The 17,937-nt window shown below is 46.5% G+C and carries 3 protein-coding genes; all 3 read left to right on the top strand.

Annotation, left to right across the window (positions count from 1 at the left end; all coding sequences use genetic code 11):
- Positions 1-139: 139 nt before the first annotated feature.
- The 3 genes from ASG16_RS29370 to ASG16_RS29360 all read left to right on the top strand — a co-directional run bounded on the left by ASG16_RS29370 (position 140) and on the right by ASG16_RS29360 (position 17,934).
- Complete coding sequence (locus ASG16_RS29370) at positions 140-787, top strand: nitroreductase family protein (protein ID WP_056488093.1); 648 nt, start codon at positions 140-142, stop codon at positions 785-787.
- Positions 788-960: 173 nt separating this feature from the next.
- On the top strand, positions 961-1,641 hold the full coding sequence (locus tag ASG16_RS29365) for a metallophosphoesterase family protein (protein WP_056488092.1): 681 nt from the start codon (positions 961-963) through the stop codon (positions 1,639-1,641).
- Positions 1,642-2,367: 726 nt separating this feature from the next.
- Positions 2,368-17,934 carry a hybrid non-ribosomal peptide synthetase/type I polyketide synthase gene (locus ASG16_RS29360; RefSeq protein WP_056488091.1) on the top strand — a complete coding sequence of 5,189 codons (15,567 nt, stop codon included), beginning with the start codon at positions 2,368-2,370 and terminating at the stop codon, positions 17,932-17,934.
- The last annotated feature ends 3 nt before the right edge of the window (positions 17,935-17,937 follow it).

Raw genomic sequence — 17,937 nt, 5'->3', positions numbered from 1 at the left:
GCCGTTTAGCCAAAGCGTTTTTTGCATACAAAAAGATTGCCAGCAAATCGGAATATGTGATACAGTTTGAACACGAGTTGTTGTGTAATAAAGTTAGTTACTTACTGAATTGGCAACCTTACAACTGGAGGATGGAATCATGGAAAAAGTCATCGATCAAAAGGCTTTTATGGACGTCATTCGGGAGCGTCGTTCCGTACGTCATTACGATCCAACAGCAAAAATCTCGCGGGATGAACTCAAGGAAATGCTGAAAGAAGCAACCTTGGCACCTTCCAGCTCTAACCTCCAGCCATGGCGGTTTTTGATTATCGATGAACAGCCATTGAAAGAGAAGCTGCTCCCCATCGCATTTAACCAAAAGCAGGTGGTAGAAGCTGCGGCGATCATTGCAGTCTTGGCTGATTATGAGGGCTACAAACAAGCTGGGAGCATTTACAAAAAAGCGGTAGAAGCAGGCTACTTGACAGAGGAAGTAAAAGCTACACTCATCGACAATATCAACAAGCGTTATGAGAATCGGGATCGAGCAATCATCAAGGAAATTGCTTTGGTAGACGGAGGTCTCGTCTCGATGCAATTGATGCTCGTAGCCAAGGCAAGAGGGTATGACACGGTGCCAATGGGAGGCTATAACAGCGAGAAATTCAAGGAAGCTTTCCAAATCCCGGATCAATATGAAACGGTCATGTTGATTGCAGTCGGCAAAGCGGCAGAGCCTGGTCATCCGACTACTCGCCTGGATGTAGAGGAGATTACGTTCTGGAATGAGATGCCGAGTAAATAAGCATGGAGAAGTGGAATAGCCTTGACCTGATAAGATTTTGGGTCTGGGCTTTTTTCGCGTTTGCAAGCTTTCGAGGAACAGACATGCTGGCAATCAGGTGTAAGGGGGCGTACAATAGGGAGACATGACAGTAACGAAAGAGAAGTCGCAGACGAGCGAAAGAAGGGTGTAGGATGAAAAGATTGTTGGCAATCAGCGATATTCATGGGGAATTGGAGAAACTGGAATCGTTGATGGAGCAAGTTCAGTACGATCCACAAAACGATCAATTGATCCTGCTAGGTGATTATGTAGACCGTGGACCAGAGTCGAAGGGAGTCGTCGACAAGGTGAAACAGCTCCATGCTGAAGGGGCAATCGTGTTGATGGGCAACCATGATCATATGATGGTTAAATCATTCGAGCAAGACCCTGTCTTTATCGAACGATGGTTCCGAAACGGCGCACAAAAGACGTTGGCGAGCTATGGTCATGCCGCAGCAGATACGGAGTCTGGCGCACCGGAGGCCTTGGAAATCACCTCTTCAGTCAAAGAGCATCTGGAATTTTTGGCTGGCTTGGACTGCTATTATGAAACCGATGAGTATATTTTTGTTCACGGGGGTGTACATCCCGAGACTCCGCTTGCAGAGACTGACCCGTACCTGCTGATGTGGATACGTGATGAGTTCCATAAAGGCTACCAGGGTGAGAAAACTGTTGTTTTTGGCCATACGCCGACCAGTTATTTACACGGTAAACCTGATGTATTTTACGGTGAAAATAAAATCATCGGCATTGACGGAGGTGCCGTATACGGTGGCCGTCTACATTGCTTGGAGCTGCCCAGCCGAAAGGTTTATTCGGTAGAGTAATAGAACAAGAACGAAAGGCTTTCACCACTTTTTGCAAAGAGCGGCTGAAAGCCTTTTTGGTAAGCGTCAAGATAAGTTCAGAGTAATATTGTAATGAATTTTTATTTAAATAAATTGCAAAAATTAATAATTTAAGGCTTGTCTTCTAATATTTGGGATAGTAAAATATTCCCAACTCACTCATATTCTTATTGTTTACCATCATATTAGCCCACGTGAATACTTGCAAATCAATGACCAATTTCCCCTGCCATAGTCGCTGTAATGTGACTGTTACTCTAACCGTCGCCCTTATTCCACTGCTAGAGAAGACAAAAGAACCAGCCATTTTAAAAAATCAATGAATCGATACATTCATTCCTGGCAAAAGGTAAGAATCACCCATCTCATTCTGGCGATGGTTTCTTACTGCTTCATACTTCAAGAAAAATCAATAAAAGGGAATAAAAGTAAGTCGTGAATCTGGTAGCTACATTCCAAAGTGTGGAAAGAAAAAGAATGGGCTGAGCTTTGTCTTCCGGGTGAGTGGATAAGGTTTCCGGGTAAAAGTTCCTAATATTCTGAATGAAATAATTGTTTGCTTATATCGGATACCAGCGAGTGACGGCTTGGGGAAATTCACTTCTCTTGTATACACGTGGGGAGCAAGAGGGAGCATTTGGAGTGGTTATGCTCACCAGACACGGCTAGAAACTATCAAACACGGGACAAGGGAGGAACAACGCTTTGCATTTTGTTCAGACATTAGTAGAAGCGCTGGAATTGTGGAAGAACGAGGACCAAAAAGGCGTTACCTTCATTTTGGGAGACCAGAATGAGGTGTTTGTTTCCTATAAAGAATTGTATGAAGAAGCTCTTGGCTATTTATTTATCCTCCAAAAAAGTGGAATCAAGCCTGGTGATGAGGTCGTTTTTCAAATTGAAGATAGTAATCTTCGAACTTTTGTCTGCCTTTTTTGGGGATGCTTACTCGGTGGAATGATTGCTGTTCCTATCTCTGTAGGGGATAACGAAGAGCATCGTCTTAAGCTGTTAAAGGTTTGGCGGACATTAATCAATCCGTATCTCATTACAACGGATAGTGTCTGGAAACGACTGGAGGATTTCTTTAGGAAACACAACTACCTGACGGAAATGGAATCGTTGAAGTCGAAGTCCTTCCTGCTTGATGAGACCGTGAAAACAGAAGAGAAGGGCACAATCTATTATCCTACTGCTGATCATGTGGCCTTTATTCAATTTTCATCTGGGTCTACGGGGGATCCAAAAGGGGTTACCCTGACGCATGAAAACCTTGTCCATAATGTGATTGCGATTAATAACAGACTTGAAACGACTGAGTCTGACTCATTTCTAAGCTGGATGCCCTTAACTCATGACATGGGGATGATCGCGTTCCATTTAGCCCCGTTGTACGCAGGAGTTCAGCATTATTTTATTCATACCTCACTGTTTATCAGGCGACCTACGCTATGGCTGAAGAAAGCAAGCGAGCACAAGGCGACAATTACTTCTTCTCCGAACTTTGGGTATAAATATGTGTTGTCTAGGTTTAAACCAGAAGTGGCAGAAGAGTGGGATTTGTCTACGCTTCGTGCGATTCTAAATGGTGCAGAACCCATTGCTTCAGAATTGATCCATCATTTTTTGGATCAGATGAGCCCTTATGGATTGAAGAAAACAAGCATGGTCCCATGCTATGGATTGGCTGAAGCCTCCGTGGGAGTATCGATACCTGATCAAAACTTGCATTTTACAACGATTTCTCTGGATCGTAGGTTTATCCAGATAGGAAAGCCAATCAAGATGACGGATCAAACAAATCCAGAAGCGCTCACCCTAGTAGAAGTCGGTTACCCCATTGATTTTTGCGAGGTAAGAATATGTGATGACGAGGATCACGAGCTGCCAAGCGATACGGTTGGCCATATCCAGATTAGAGGGAAGAATGTAACCACTGGATACTACAACAACCCTACTGCCACTGCAAATGTAATGACGGCTGATGGATGGCTCAGAACAGGGGATCTGGGTTTTATGCGAAACGAACGTCTTGTCATTACGGGGCGTGAAAAAGACATCATCTTCGTGAATGGTCAAAACGTTTATCCGCATGATATTGAGCGGATTGCTGAAGAAGTCGAAGGAGTCGAGCTAGGGAAGGTCGTTGCTTGCGGGGTATTCAACGAGAAAAGCAAAGAAGAAGACATTCTTGTGTTTATCCTTCATCGGAAAAGTGTAGACGAGTTCATTGCTCTCTCTAAGAAAGTGAAAACGCATTTGAACGAGCGAACCGGATGGAGAATAAGCGAGGTCTTGCCGATTCAGCGCATCCCCAAAACAACGAGTGGAAAAGTCGAACGATATAGAGTGGCTAGGGAGTATCAGTCGGGAGCATTTCGCGAGGTTTCCGAGGAAATGCAACGCCGAATCACCGAACAGGTAGAAGAGGTGGGAACCGATCAATCACCTCAGTTACGTGAAGAAGTAGAAAAACAACTGCTTGCCATTTGCCGCGAGGTGCTTCAATCAGACAGATTGGGACCAAACGACAGTTATTTTGACGTAGGCGTGTCCTCGATGCAGTTGACCCAGTTAGCAGGGCGGATAGAAGAAGAGATGGGGATTACGTTGTCCGTAACAGATTTGTTTGCCTATCCAACGATCTCCAAGCTTTCTCGCAGTCTCTTCCACGACGATCTAGCGACTGATCGCCTAAAAGAGACAGATACGGGCCAACAGAAGCAAAAGGATATCGCGATTATCGGGATTTCTTGTAAGTTCCCGCAGGCTCAGGATCTGGATCAATTTTGGCAAAACATCCGGGGAGGAAAGGATTGCATTCACGAGCTTCATGGTCAGAGACGAAAGGATGCCGAACAATATGTATCGCTGGTAAGAGGCGAGCAGGGCAATTCTGACCTTGTGGAGGGTGGTTATTTAGACGAGATTGATAAATTTGACTATTCTTTCTTCTCGATCACCCCGAAAGAAGCGAAGCTAATGGACCCCAACCAAAGGCTGTTCCTTGAAAATGCCTGGAATACGCTAGAGGATGCTGGTTATGGCGGGCACAAGCTTTCAGGGGAAAAAGTAGGGGTGTATGTCGGCTTCTCCAAGTTAGGATACGATTACGAACGCCTTTTGTCAGTGGTAAGTCCCAAGGATTTACCCTCTTATGCAGTAGGCAACCTTCCTTCCATTATTGCAAGCCGCATTTCGCACTTGCTTGATTTGCGTGGCCCTGCTGTTACCGTGGATACAGCCTGCTCTTCTTCCTTGGTTGCGGTTCATATGGCGTGCAAAGCTATCCAAAATGGTGATTGTGAGATGGCATTGGCAGGTGGAGTCAAAACCATCCTGCTGGCGTTGAAGGCTGGAATTGGAATGGAATCCTCTGACAACCGTTCAAGGGCGTTTGACGATCAATCTGATGGAACAGGTTGGGGGGAAGGCGTAGCTAGTGTTCTGTTAAAACCTTTGGACAAAGCCATCGAGGACGGGGATCACATCTATGCTGTGATTAAGGGAAGCGCTGTTAATCAAGACGGCGTTACAGTCGGGATTACCGCACCGAACTCACAGGCCCAGGCAGAATTGATCGTAGACGCTTGGGAGGATGCGCAAGTCGACCCTGAAACGATTAGCTATATAGAGGCGCATGGAACGGGCACAAAGCTGGGGGACCCTGTTGAGCTGGATGGAATTCAGAGAGCATTCCGACAATATACACAGAAGAAACAGTTTTGTGGAATCGGCACTGTCAAAGCGAATATTGGACATTTATATGAAGCAGCGGGAATTGCTGGCTTGATTAAGGCTGCTTTGCAGTTAAAGCACAAAGAGCTACCGGCCCTCGTCCATTTCCAGAAACCGAATCGGAATTTTGCATTTGAAAAGTCGCCAGTCTATGCGCAAAACAGACTGGAAAAATGGGAAACAGATGGACACCCGCGGAGATGCGGGGTTAGCTCGTTTGGGTTTAGCGGGACCAATAGCCACGTTATCTTGGAAGAGTATGTGCCCGTTAATGAAACGGAGATGACAGTCTCAGACGAGGTGCAAGTGTTTACCTTGTCGACCAAATCCGAGTCAGCCCTTCAACGTCTGATTCAAAAATACCGGGAGTTTCTTTCTTCCAGCGGACCGCTTTCTCTGTCTGATTTGTGCTATACAGCAAATACCGGGAGAGAAACGTTTCCCTATCGCATTGCGCTCATTTTGCATAGTCGCAGTGATTTCGAACAAAAGCTCGACCGATTGGCGGTTCGGCTTGAAAATGATCGAGATGTTTTTGTCTACGCACCTGGTAAAAAGCGCATTCCAGAAGAAACCGTTCATCTGTTGAGTCAATCCGCTCGGGATGTGCAGGAAAAGTACCACACGGCGAGTACAGAGATGAAGTATTCGTATGCAACGACATTATGCGACTTGTATGTACAGGGAGCTACGGTTGACTGGGATGCGTTCTACAGCGATGGCAAAAAGAGAAGAAAAATGCCACTGCCAGTCTATCCTTTCGACCAGCATCGCTCTTGGATTACAGATGATGTGATCAGTATCATTCCAGAACAGACGAATACTATTAGCGAAAATAGAGGTGCTACTGTGTCAGAGATAGGAACTGCGCCAATCGTAAAAGTTCTGAAAGAGTTGGTTCATCATGCTTCAGGTTTTGCTGTAGAAGAAATTGACCCATCCCTTCATTTTCTGGAGCTAGGCTTGGATTCTATTATGCTCGTACAAATCAATCGAGAAATTCAGGAAAAGTTTGGAGTGGTCATTCCGGCTCAAGAGTTGTTCGAAACCATTACCAGCGTGGATAAGCTAGCAGCGCACATTGCTCTTGAGCTATCCAGTAGCCCGGCTGTTGCTTCTGCCAAACAAATGGAATGGATGGCAATCGAGCAACCGAAAGCAAACGTAGTGTCGGAACGAAATGAAGTTCAGAGTGTTCAACAATTAAAGCCGAGCGAACAAACCATGAAGATGCCAGTCTCAAGAAGCACTGGGGCGGTGGAAACGATCATTGAAAAGCAGATTTCGCTCTTGTCTGAACACCAAAACCAAATGGCAACGTTGTTACAAAAGCAATTGGAGCTGTTGAATCAGGAACAAAGCTATGTACCAAAACAAATCGCTGAATTTGCGCCTGTTGCTCCCGAGAGCAAGAAACCTGAGGCAAAACCACCGGTCACGGTGAAGGGGAATGAAGAGGAACGCCAGAAGCCATTTATACCGTATCAGCCACTGATGATCGGTGAACGAGGCAATTTTACATCGCAGCAAAGAGAGTATCTGAACGCATTCATTCAACGCTATACGGAAAAGACAAAGCACTCCAAGAAGTATACGCAAGAGCACCGATTTGTTCATGCCAACAATCGTAATGTGTCTGGATTCCGTTCGTATTGGAAGGAAATGGTCTATCCGATCATTACGCAAGCATCAGTTGGTTCAAAAATGTGGGATCTGGATGGGAATGAATATGTCGATCTGACGATGGGTTTCGGGGTAAACCTGCTCGGTCATAATCCCGCATTTATTATGAAAAAGCTGGAGGAGCAGATTCAATCTGATCTGCCTCCGCTGGGTCCTATGTCGGATGTAGCTGGAAGGGTAGCGGAATTAATCAGTGAGCTAACCGGAGTAGAGCGTGTCGCCTTTTACAATTCGGGGACAGAGGCAGTAATGGTGGCACTGCGTTTGGCCAGAGCTGTTACAGGCCGTTCGAAAATCGCATTATTTTCCGGCTCCTATCACGGTACATTTGACGGCATTCTGACTGTTGCTGATCCTGAGTCTCAGGACGGGAAGGCCGTACCGATGGCACCAGGTATTACCCAGCATACAGTGGATGACGTGCTGGTCTTAAACTACAACCATCCAAAATCAATCGAGCTGATCAAAAAACATGCACATGAACTGGCCGCAGTATTAGTCGAGCCCGTTCAAAGCCGCCGTCCAGATCTGCAGCCAGTGGAATTCTTGAAGGAAGTCAGAGAGATTACAAGCCAATCAGGCACTGCCCTTATTTTTGACGAGATCATTACGGGATTCCGCATACATCTTGGTGGCGCACAGGCGTGGTATGGAATAGAAGCAGACCTCGTTACGTATGGAAAAGTTCCGGGTGGTGGCATGCCGATCGGTGTTGTAGCCGGGAAAGCTGCGTTCATGGATGCAGTAGACGGGGGGACCTGGAATTTTGGAGATCATTCTTACCCGGTAAATGCGGAGAAAAAGACGTTTGTGGGCGGAACGTTTTGCACGCATCCACTGACGATGCATGCCGCGATCGCTACGCTGGAATATTTGAAGGAACAGGGTCCGAAGCTTCAGGAAGCGTTGACTCAAAAGACCCTCTACTTGGTAGATACGCTTAACGCGTATTTTAAGAACGAGCAGATTCCAATCCAAATGATCAATTGCGGTTCCTTGTTCCGCTTCGTATCGTTTACCGATATAGAATTGTTCTTCTATCATTTGATCAGCAAGGGCATTTATATATGGGAGGGCAGAAATTGCTTCCTTTCCACTGCTCATTCCGATGAGGATATCGAGAAACTGATCCAAGCGGTGAAGGAAAGTATTGATGATCTGCGTCGAGGAGGCTTTTTGCCGGAGCCACCCCCAACTTCTCCAAATGGAGGCCGGAAACAAAATCAAGTCGTCGAAATGACAAACTTTACGAGACGGGATGGGCTAAAGCCAGAGGCAACGCTTCTGGAAAGGGCGGGGGAACAACTGAAGCTCCCTCTTAGCCCTGAACAGAAGCAAATGTGGTTTGCAGCCAAATATCGCGTGGAAGCATCAGCCGCTTTTAACGAGACCGCCTCCCTTCAAGTCGAGGGTGAGCTTGATATCCCTGTGTTTGAGCAGGCAGTCCAAGCCATGGTGGATCGCCATGAAGCATTGCGAACCATCATTGATTCCAACGGAGAGTATCAGGTGGTACTACCCAAGAGGGACATACGTGTTCGATTCGTGGATTTGAGCCACCTTTCATCCCAGGAACAGGAAGAAAAAAAGAATCAGCTATTGGATGAACAAACAGGCACACCATTTGAACTGTCTTCTGAGGACCCCCTGTATCGGGTAAGTGTCATCAAGCTGGCTTCCGACAAATTCCTGACGTCCTACACTTTCCATCACATGATTGCGGATGGGTGGTCCATGGCTGTTTTTATCAAAGAGCTGGATGATATCTACTCGGCCCTTATACAGAAACGACCAATATCGCTCGAGCCTTCTACACCGTTTTCTGCTTACCGAAACTGGCAAGAAGATCAGATGCAAAATCCAGCGTTTCAGGACGCGCTCACGTACTGGAACGAAAAATTCGCAGATCCTATCCCCAAGCTCGTTTTTCCTTTAGGGCAACGAGAAACGGGAAAACCATCTTTTACAGGCGAGCGTATTACCTTCAAGATCGACAGTAACATCACAAGGAAGGCAAGAAAAAGAAGCATTCAAAACAAGAACAGTCTGTTTATTACCTTGCTCGCTTCTTTTAACATCTTCCTTCATCGTATTCTTGGCAATAGAAAAATGGTGGTTGCGATTCCTACTGCGGGTCAATCTCATATCGGCAAAATGTCCTTGATCGGAAACTGCGTCAATCTGTTGCCGGTTTGCACGGAGATTGACGGCAATGATACGGCTGCGGATTATTTGTCCCGGGTGAAACAGGCGGTTGCGGAGATGGAAAAGCATCAAGCCTACTCCTTTGCAGCATTAGCTGAGAATTTGCCGCATCAGAACTTGCCGGAGCTTTCGGTGTTGTTCAATATGGATCGACCGCTTCACAACCTGACTTTCGCTCAAATGAAGGCTACGCTGTTGCCCAATCGGATCATTTACAGCAAGTACGATCTTTTTGTAAACGTGACAGAAGTGGGCGGAGAGCTTGTGGTTGATGTGGATGCACGAAGCGGGGTAGTAACCACGGAGATTCTTCGCCAGTGGGGTGTCTACTTTGCCAATCTTTTGCATCGTATTGCAGAAGACGATCAGGAAAAAATTCGTGCACTATCGCTTTTACAGCCCAACGAGATGGAAAGAATGATACGTGAATCCAGTGGCAACCTGGGCAAATATGCAGCGGATTGGACAGAACTTTTGCAGGATATGCCAGATGATCGAGTAGGACGAGCTTCCCTTTATGTCCTGGATCAGTATCAGCAATTGGCTCCTATGGGTGCAGTTGGACAGGTGTATCTGGCAGATGGGGGATTCGCGCATGAAGACCCGTCTCAGTGGCAGCGAACTACGAAATCTGCTGTTCCGCTAGGAAATGGAGAAATCCACATTATCCATTCATTCGATCGGCTTGCAGGGAAAAAAAGTATGAGCGGCAGAGAAGTAGAGTCGGCTGGAACGGCAACCGAAGAGGCCATCAGAGTCATTTGGCAGGAAATCTTGGGAAGCTCCCCGATGTATCTGGATGATAATTTTTTTGAACAAGGCGGGAACTCCTTACAAGCAACTGTCATGCTCAGCAGAATCTACAAGGAATGCCACGTGCAAATTCCTTTGCATCAAATTTTTCAATCGCAGACGATACGTGAATTAGCCAAATATGTAGACTCTTCCAAGCATCAAGCTTTTACACCCATTCGCTCATGCGAATTGCAGCCATACTATAAATCTTCTTCGGCTCAGAAAAGAATGTATATCCTCCAAGGACTGGATGGAGGAACCGCCTATAACCTGTCCGGCTACTTACAATTGGATGGGGAACTGGAACTTGATCGTCTGATTCACTCTTTGCAACAGGTTGTACAAAGGCACGAGTCTTTCCGAACCAACTTTGTGATCAGAGATAATGAAGTCGTGCAAGTTTTACATGACGATCTGCCAGTGGATATAGAGGTCGAACAATTGGCTGAAGAAGATGTAAATGAGGCGATTCGCACCTTTATCCAGCCATTTGATCTCAGCAAAGCACCGCTTATTCGGGCGAAAATCTTCCAAGTGTCAGCCAGACGCTTCATTGTAGCTGTGGACATGCATCACATTATTTCGGATGGCTATTCGGTATCCCTGTTTATCCGTGAACTGCTCCATACGTATAGAGGAGAATCACTGCCTGAACTCGGCGTGACGTATAAAGATTTCGTGGCATGGGAGCAAGAGAGGGAGCAGTCAGAACAGCTCTTGGCTCAAAAGGAGTACTGGCTTGAGCAATTTAGCCAAGGAGAACTTCCGGTATTGAAGCTTCCCATCGATTACCAAAGACCGCCGGTTCAATCCTTTGAAGGTGACCGCTTGACGATGGGGATCGGTGAGGAAGTCAGGAAGCAGTTGCTCCAATTGGCTAGGGAAACTGACACGACCTTGTACATGGTATTGCTTGCTGCTTACAATGTTATGCTTTACCGATACACCGGGCAGGAGGATCTGATTGTCGGTTCTGCTGTGGCGGGAAGACAACATCCTGATTTGGAACGAATGATGGGCATGTTTGTAAATACATTGGCCATCCGAAACTATCCGACAGGAAGCAAGACCTTTACGGATTTCCTGAAAGAAGTGAAATATCAAGCATTACGTGCCTTTGAAAACCAGGAGTATCCGTTTGAAAAACTGGTTGATGATCTGCAACTAAACAAAGATTTAAGCCGCAATCCTCTCTTTGATACCATGTTTGATTATCATTATGAATCCTTTGACGACGTGACCTCAGATGATTTCAAAGTCACGATGTATGAATATCCAAAAGGCGTGTCTCTCTTTGATCTCAGTCTTGATGTCCATGACGATGGAACAACGCTCACTTGCCAATTTGATTACAGCACTCACCTGTTTAAACGCGATACAGTTGAGCGAATGGCCAATCATTTTGCCAAGATCCTTCACTCCATTGTGAAGTCTAATGAGAGTTGCCTAGCTGATTTGGAGTACTTGTCCAGCGAGGACGTCAAGCAGGTTGTTTCCGACTTTAATCAAGCAAGAAAGCAAATACCCGCTCCTCTCTATCCGACGTTCTATGAATGGTTTGAGGCAGAAGCAATACGCCATGCAGAGCAAGTAGCAGTTTCTTACGGGGAAGAGCAGATCAGCTATCAGGAACTGAATGCGAAAGCAAACCGCTTGGCCCGAACGCTGCGTGATCAGGGCGTAAAACCAAACAGCTCCGTTGCGATTTTGGCGGAACGCTCGATTAACATGGTCATCGCTGTTCTGGCTGTCATGAAGGCGGGTGGAGCCTATGTTCCGATTGATCCTCAGTATCCGAAGGACCGCATTTCGTTCATGCTGGAAGACAGTCAAGCAAAGGTCATGCTGGTTAATCAAAATGGACAGAGCGGAATAGACTTCAGCGGCGCCATTATCGATCTGGACGCAGAGGCCAGTTACAGGGAGGATTCGTCCAATCTCGATGCCATCTCCGAACCGAGCGATCTCGCTTATATCATCTATACATCCGGCACGACAGGTAAACCCAAAGGGGTCATGATCGAGCATCGCAATCTGGTGAGTGTAGCCAATACATGGCGCTATGAGTACGAACTTGAACAGATGAATGTGAAGCTTTTGCAGATGGCGAGTTTCTCCTTTGACGTGTTTGCAGGGGATTTGTGCAGGGCCTTGCTGCATGGTGGACATTTGGTGATTTGTCCTAGTGATGTAAGGATTGATCTTCCAGCTCTTTACCAGTGGTTGACCCGGTATGAAATTTCCTTGTTTGAATCGACACCTGCCCTTGTTCTTCCTTTTATGGAGTACATTTATCAAAATGGATTGCCGCTCACTCATCTGAAACTGCTGATTCTTGGTTCGGATACATGCCAAAGTGAAGCGTTTGTCCGGTTGGTCGAGCGTTTCGGGCAGATCAAAATCATCAATAGCTATGGAGTCACGGAGGCGGCTATTGATTCCAGCTACTTCGAAATGGCTGGCGATACCGAAATGACAACCGGAAACGTTCCGATCGGAAAACCGCTGCAAAACACAGAATTTTATGTGTTGGATTCTCAATTGAGGCCACAGCCGGTGGGCGTGTACGGAGAACTATATATCGGGGGAGCGGGTGTTGCGCGGGGTTATCTGAACCGTGAGGAATTAACCCGTGAGCGCTTCATTCAAAATCCTTTCCGTCCTGGTGAGACCATGTATAAGACCGGCGATATTGTGCGCTGGATGGCAGATGGAAACATGGAGTTTGTTGGTCGCTCGGACTATCAATTGAAGATTCGTGGATACCGTGTGGAGCTGGGCGAAGTCGAAAATCAGCTGTTACGGCATGAAAAGGTTCGCAATGCCATTGTGCTTCCGAAGACAAAGGGAGATGAATCCGTTGTATTGTGCGCGTATTACACGACGGATGAGGGAGTAAGTACGTCTGAAATCAAGGCATTTTTAGCCGATTCCCTGCCTGAATTTATGGTGCCGACCTTCATCATCCAATTGGCAGAGCTGCCTGTGACGCCAAACGGCAAAATCGATCGTAATGCTTTGCCAACCCCCGACCTTTCTAAGCTGATATCCGAGGAATACGTAGAGCCTGCGACGGAAAATGAAAGAAAACTTGCAGGAATATGGCAAGAGGTCTTGGGTATCGAGCGAGTCGGTGCTCTGGATCGGTTCTTTGAAATTGGTGGGCATTCGCTGCATGCCGCCATTCTGCTTGCCAAAGTGAACAAGGAGTGGCGGGTAGAAATTCCACTGCGAGCCGTTTTCCAAAATCCTACCGTCAGAAGCTTTGCCCACGTCATTTCTGAATCGACACAGGCCGAAAAGCCTTTGATTCAGGTGGTTGGAAAACAAGAGCATTATGAGCTTTCTCCTTCGCAAAAAAGGATTTTTACCGTTCAATCACTCGATGAAACGAGTGTGGCCTATAACATGGCAGGCGCTTTGATTCTTTCCGGGAAGCTGGATGTTGCGGCATTGGAAAACGCATTCCAGTCTCTCATCCAAAGGCATGAGGCGTTCCGTACGTCCTTCGACTACGTAAATGGTGAGCCGAAACAATTTGTCCACGACTCTGTCCGTTTTGCTATCGATCAGGCTCACACAGAGGACAGCCCTGAGAGGATAGAAAATCTCATACGGGCGTTCATTCAACCATTCGAACTGAGCCTGGCTCCATTATTGCGTGTCAAGCTGGTCAAACTGGTGGAGGACAAGCATTTGCTCCTGATTGACATGCATCACATCATAGCAGATGGAACATCGGTGAGCATTGTGATTGATGAGTTGAATCATCTGTATAACGGGCGGAATCCAGAACCACTCACCGTACAGTACAAGGATTATTCCGCTTGGTTGAAACAGATCAAGACGACGGGTCAGTCGCATAGGCAGGAGAAATTCTGGATAGATGAATTCAGTGGGGAACTACCTGTCATGAATCTGCCTACGGACTATCAGCGACCGCAGTTTCAAAGCTTTGAAGGGGGGACGGTCGAAAGCAAGATTGAGGCGGATGTATCCCGCAGATTGCACGATTTGGCGAAGGAAGCAAACGTAACGGTCTTTTCCATTCTATTGGCGGCGTACAACGTGTTGCTGTCCAAATATTCAGGGCAAGAGGACATTGTCGTAGGAACCCCAGTGGCAGGACGTAACCACACCGATGTTCAAAATGTAGTGGGGATGTTTGTAAATACGCTTGCCCTGCGAAATTATCCAGCAGGCACTAAAACGTTCCGCGAGTTTGTCCAAGAGCTAAGTGAGAAGTCACTACTGGCGTTTGAACATCAGGATTATCCATTGGAAGACTTGGTAGAAAAGCTTCAGGTTCGACGCGACCCTAGCAGGAATCCATTATTTGACACCATGTTCTCCTATGACAATGTGGAAGATACGGCATTTGAGTGGAACAAGGTAGAGGTCAGGCTTTATCCATTCCAAACGAAAATATCCAAGTTAGACATCGTCATGAATGTCGAGACGAGAGATGAAAGCTTTTTTGTGGAGTGCGAATATAGCACCAGTCTATTTAAGTCTGAAACGATGGAGCGTTTTATCAACCATTTTACCAACGTACTGCGGCAGGTAGCTGCGAACATGGATATTCTTGTGGGTGAGATTGAGCTCATGTCTCCAGAAGAAGTGCAGTTTTTGGAGAAGCTCAGTAATGATACGAAGCGAGAGTATTCTGTGGTACAACCGATCCATGTTGCCATCGAGGAATCAGCCAGACTTTATCCAAATCGAATTGCCGTTTCCTATCACGGCTCGACAATCACGTACCAACAATTAAACGAGAAAGCCAATGCAGTTGCTTCTGATCTGCTGAAACGCGGTATAGGAAAAGGCAAGTATGTACCTGTCCTTATGGAAAGAAGTCTGGAATTGGTCATATCGTTATTGGGTGTAATGAAGACGGGAGCTGCGTTTTCACCATTGGACATTCAGTGGCCTGTCGATCGACTCCAGTCTGTTATTGCCGAGCTGGGTAGCGAGTTCGTATTCGTAGAATCTGACCATACCTTTACGGAAACGGATTTGGGAGCGAAATTGGTTGCGATTGATCTGGGACACCTGACAACGGAAGCGGAAAATCCTAATCTGTCCGTATCGCCGGAAGACCCCATCTATGTCATTTTTACTTCTGGCTCAACAGGCAAACCAAAAGGAGTCGTTGTACCGCATAGAGGGATCGTCAACCGCTTTAACTGGATGGATGATTATTTTGGCCAAGATGCAGCCCAATCTGTCCTTCAGACCACCAATCACGTCTATGACAGTGCCATTTGGCAATTCTTCTGGCCACTGACCAATGGCGGAAAAACGGTCTTGCCTACTACGGGGATGACTGTCTCGGCTGATTACATGGCTGGAATCATAGAAGACGAACAAATTACCTTAACGGATTTCGTCCCATCCGTCTTTAATGTGATCGTAAATCAGTTAGCAGAAAATCTCGAACTGCAGGGCAAATTACAATCGCTCAAGAAGATCATTATCGGCGGCGAGGAAATCGTTCCGTCTGCGGTTTCCAAATTTCTGAAAATATTCCAGTATGTATCACCGACGAATTTGTATGGCCCGACAGAAGCAAGTATCGGATGCATTGCCTATCAAATTACGGGAGAAGAAGATCGCATCCCGATTGGAAAACCGATATTCAACACGAAAATCCTTCTGCTCGATGCGTACGGAAAGCGAGTGCCGATAGGTGTCCCTGGAGAAATCTACATCTCAGGCATGCCGCTTGGACTAGGTTACTTGCATAACGAGGAGCTAACGAGACAGAGCTTTGTTGATAATCCATACGCGGAACCGGGCTATGAAAAAATGTATAAGACAGGGGATTTGGCTGTCTATTTACCTGATGGAAACATCCATTTTCTGGGCAGAAGGGATTTCCAGATCAAAATCAGGGGATATCGAATCGAGCCAGGGGAAATCGAAAGCAAGCTGCTTTTGCTGGAACAGGTAAAAGAAGCAATCGTTATCGCCAGAGAAGAAGAAAATGGAAGCAAGTACTTATGCGCGTATATTGTATCAGAGCATGAGCTTGCCGCTGACGAGTGGAGGGACTTGCTCGCTAAAGATTTGCCCGATTACATGATCCCGTCTTTCTTCGTTCGACTAGACGCTATGCCGATTACCGCTGTTGGAAAAGTGGATCGGAAAAAACTCCCCCTTCCTGATCGCTCTCTCTTGGTGGAGGAACACATCGTCGAGCCGTCCGATGAACAGGAACAAATCATGGTCACCATCTGGAAGGATGTACTGGGGCTTGCGCAAGTAAGTGTGACCCACAACTTCTTTGAGCTTGGGGGAGACTCCATTAAAGCTCTTCAGATGATAGCGAGATTGAGGAGTCATGGATATGAGCTCCGATTGAAAGACTTGTTCCAAAACCCGCGTATTCGCAGTGCAGCAAAATATCTCCAGACGCTGACCAGACAGATTGAGCAAGGACCTGTACTAGGGGCAGTAGCGTTGACACCGATCCAGATGAACTTCTTTGAACAAAACCATCAGAACCCTCATCACTACAATCAATCTGTCATGTTATTCAGCGAAGCTGGCTTTGATCCAGAGCTGGTTCAACAAGCATTTATGAAGCTGTTTGAGCATCATGATGCTTTGCGAATGAAATTCCAAATGAATGAGTCAGGCATTGTTCAGGAACATCGGGAACTGGACGAATGCATGGTTCCCATTACGATTAGGGAGTTCCCGGCTCAAAGTGTAGCGGAAATGGAGCAAGCGGCGCAGCTCATACAGGAAGGGATCGATTTGACGGATACTGCGTTGGTAAATCTCGGCCTTTTCCGAACAGATGCAGGAGATCACTTGTTAATCGTGATTCATCATCTCGTTGTCGATGGTGTCTCATGGCGGATTCTTCTGGAAGATTTCCATACGGTGTATGACTCGTTACTGAAGAAAGAAGAGCCTGCATTGCCTATGAAAACCGATTCCTATCAAAATTGGTCAGAAGAATTGCAAAAATATGCACAGGGAAGCGAGATTCAGCAGGAAATCGGATATTGGAAACAGGTCGAGGAAATGCCATTCTCTCCTCTGGCAAAGGCGGAAACGATTGGGGCACCGCTTATGCAAGATACAACAGATGTCACCATCGAGCTGGATGAAGCCTACACAGAAAAGCTGCTGAAGCAGAGCCACCAGGCGTATAACACGGAAGTGAATGATTTGTTGCTTACGGCGTTAGGCTTGACGGTAAAAGAGTGGGCGGGGATAGATCATGTGCTCGTCAATCTGGAGGGACATGGCAGAGAAGAGATCGTGAAGGGCATCGATATTTCACGCACTGTCGGATGGTTTACAGCCCAGTATCCATTCGTACTGGATATGAGCCGATCGGAATCTTTAGGCTACCAAATCAAAATGGTGAAAGATAGCCTGCGACGTGTGCCAAACAAGGGCATTGGGTACAGCATTTTACAGTATCTGTCTGCGAAACAAACCGATGTTCCGTTAACGTTCCAGGTAAAGCCCGAGATCAGTTTTAACTACTTGGGCCAGTTCGATACGGACTTGGAGTCAGGAAGCATGACGACTTCCTCCCTTTCTCCGGGCCGAGAAATCAGTCCGACCGCCATTCGATCCTTTGCGCTTGATGTGAATGGAATGGTCGTGAATCGCAAGCTGACACTTACTTTTACGTATCATCGTGAAGAGTTTGAAGAAGGAACCATTCAGCGCCTCGTGGATGCCTACCGAGATAAGATCGTAGAAATCATTACGCACTGCTTATCGAAAGAGTCAGTCGAGCAAAGCCCAACAGATTTTACATACGATGAGCTGTCCATTGAGGAATTAGATCATCTTTCCCAACTGCTGGGTGAAAAAATTCAATGATAG

The sequence above is a fragment of the Brevibacillus sp. Leaf182 genome, assembly GCF_001423865.2.
Taxonomy (GTDB): Bacteria; Bacillota; Bacilli; order Brevibacillales; family Brevibacillaceae; genus Brevibacillus; species Brevibacillus brevis_C.
Note: the sequence above shows the minus strand (reverse complement) of the source record. Positions and strands in the feature narration are given on the sequence as shown.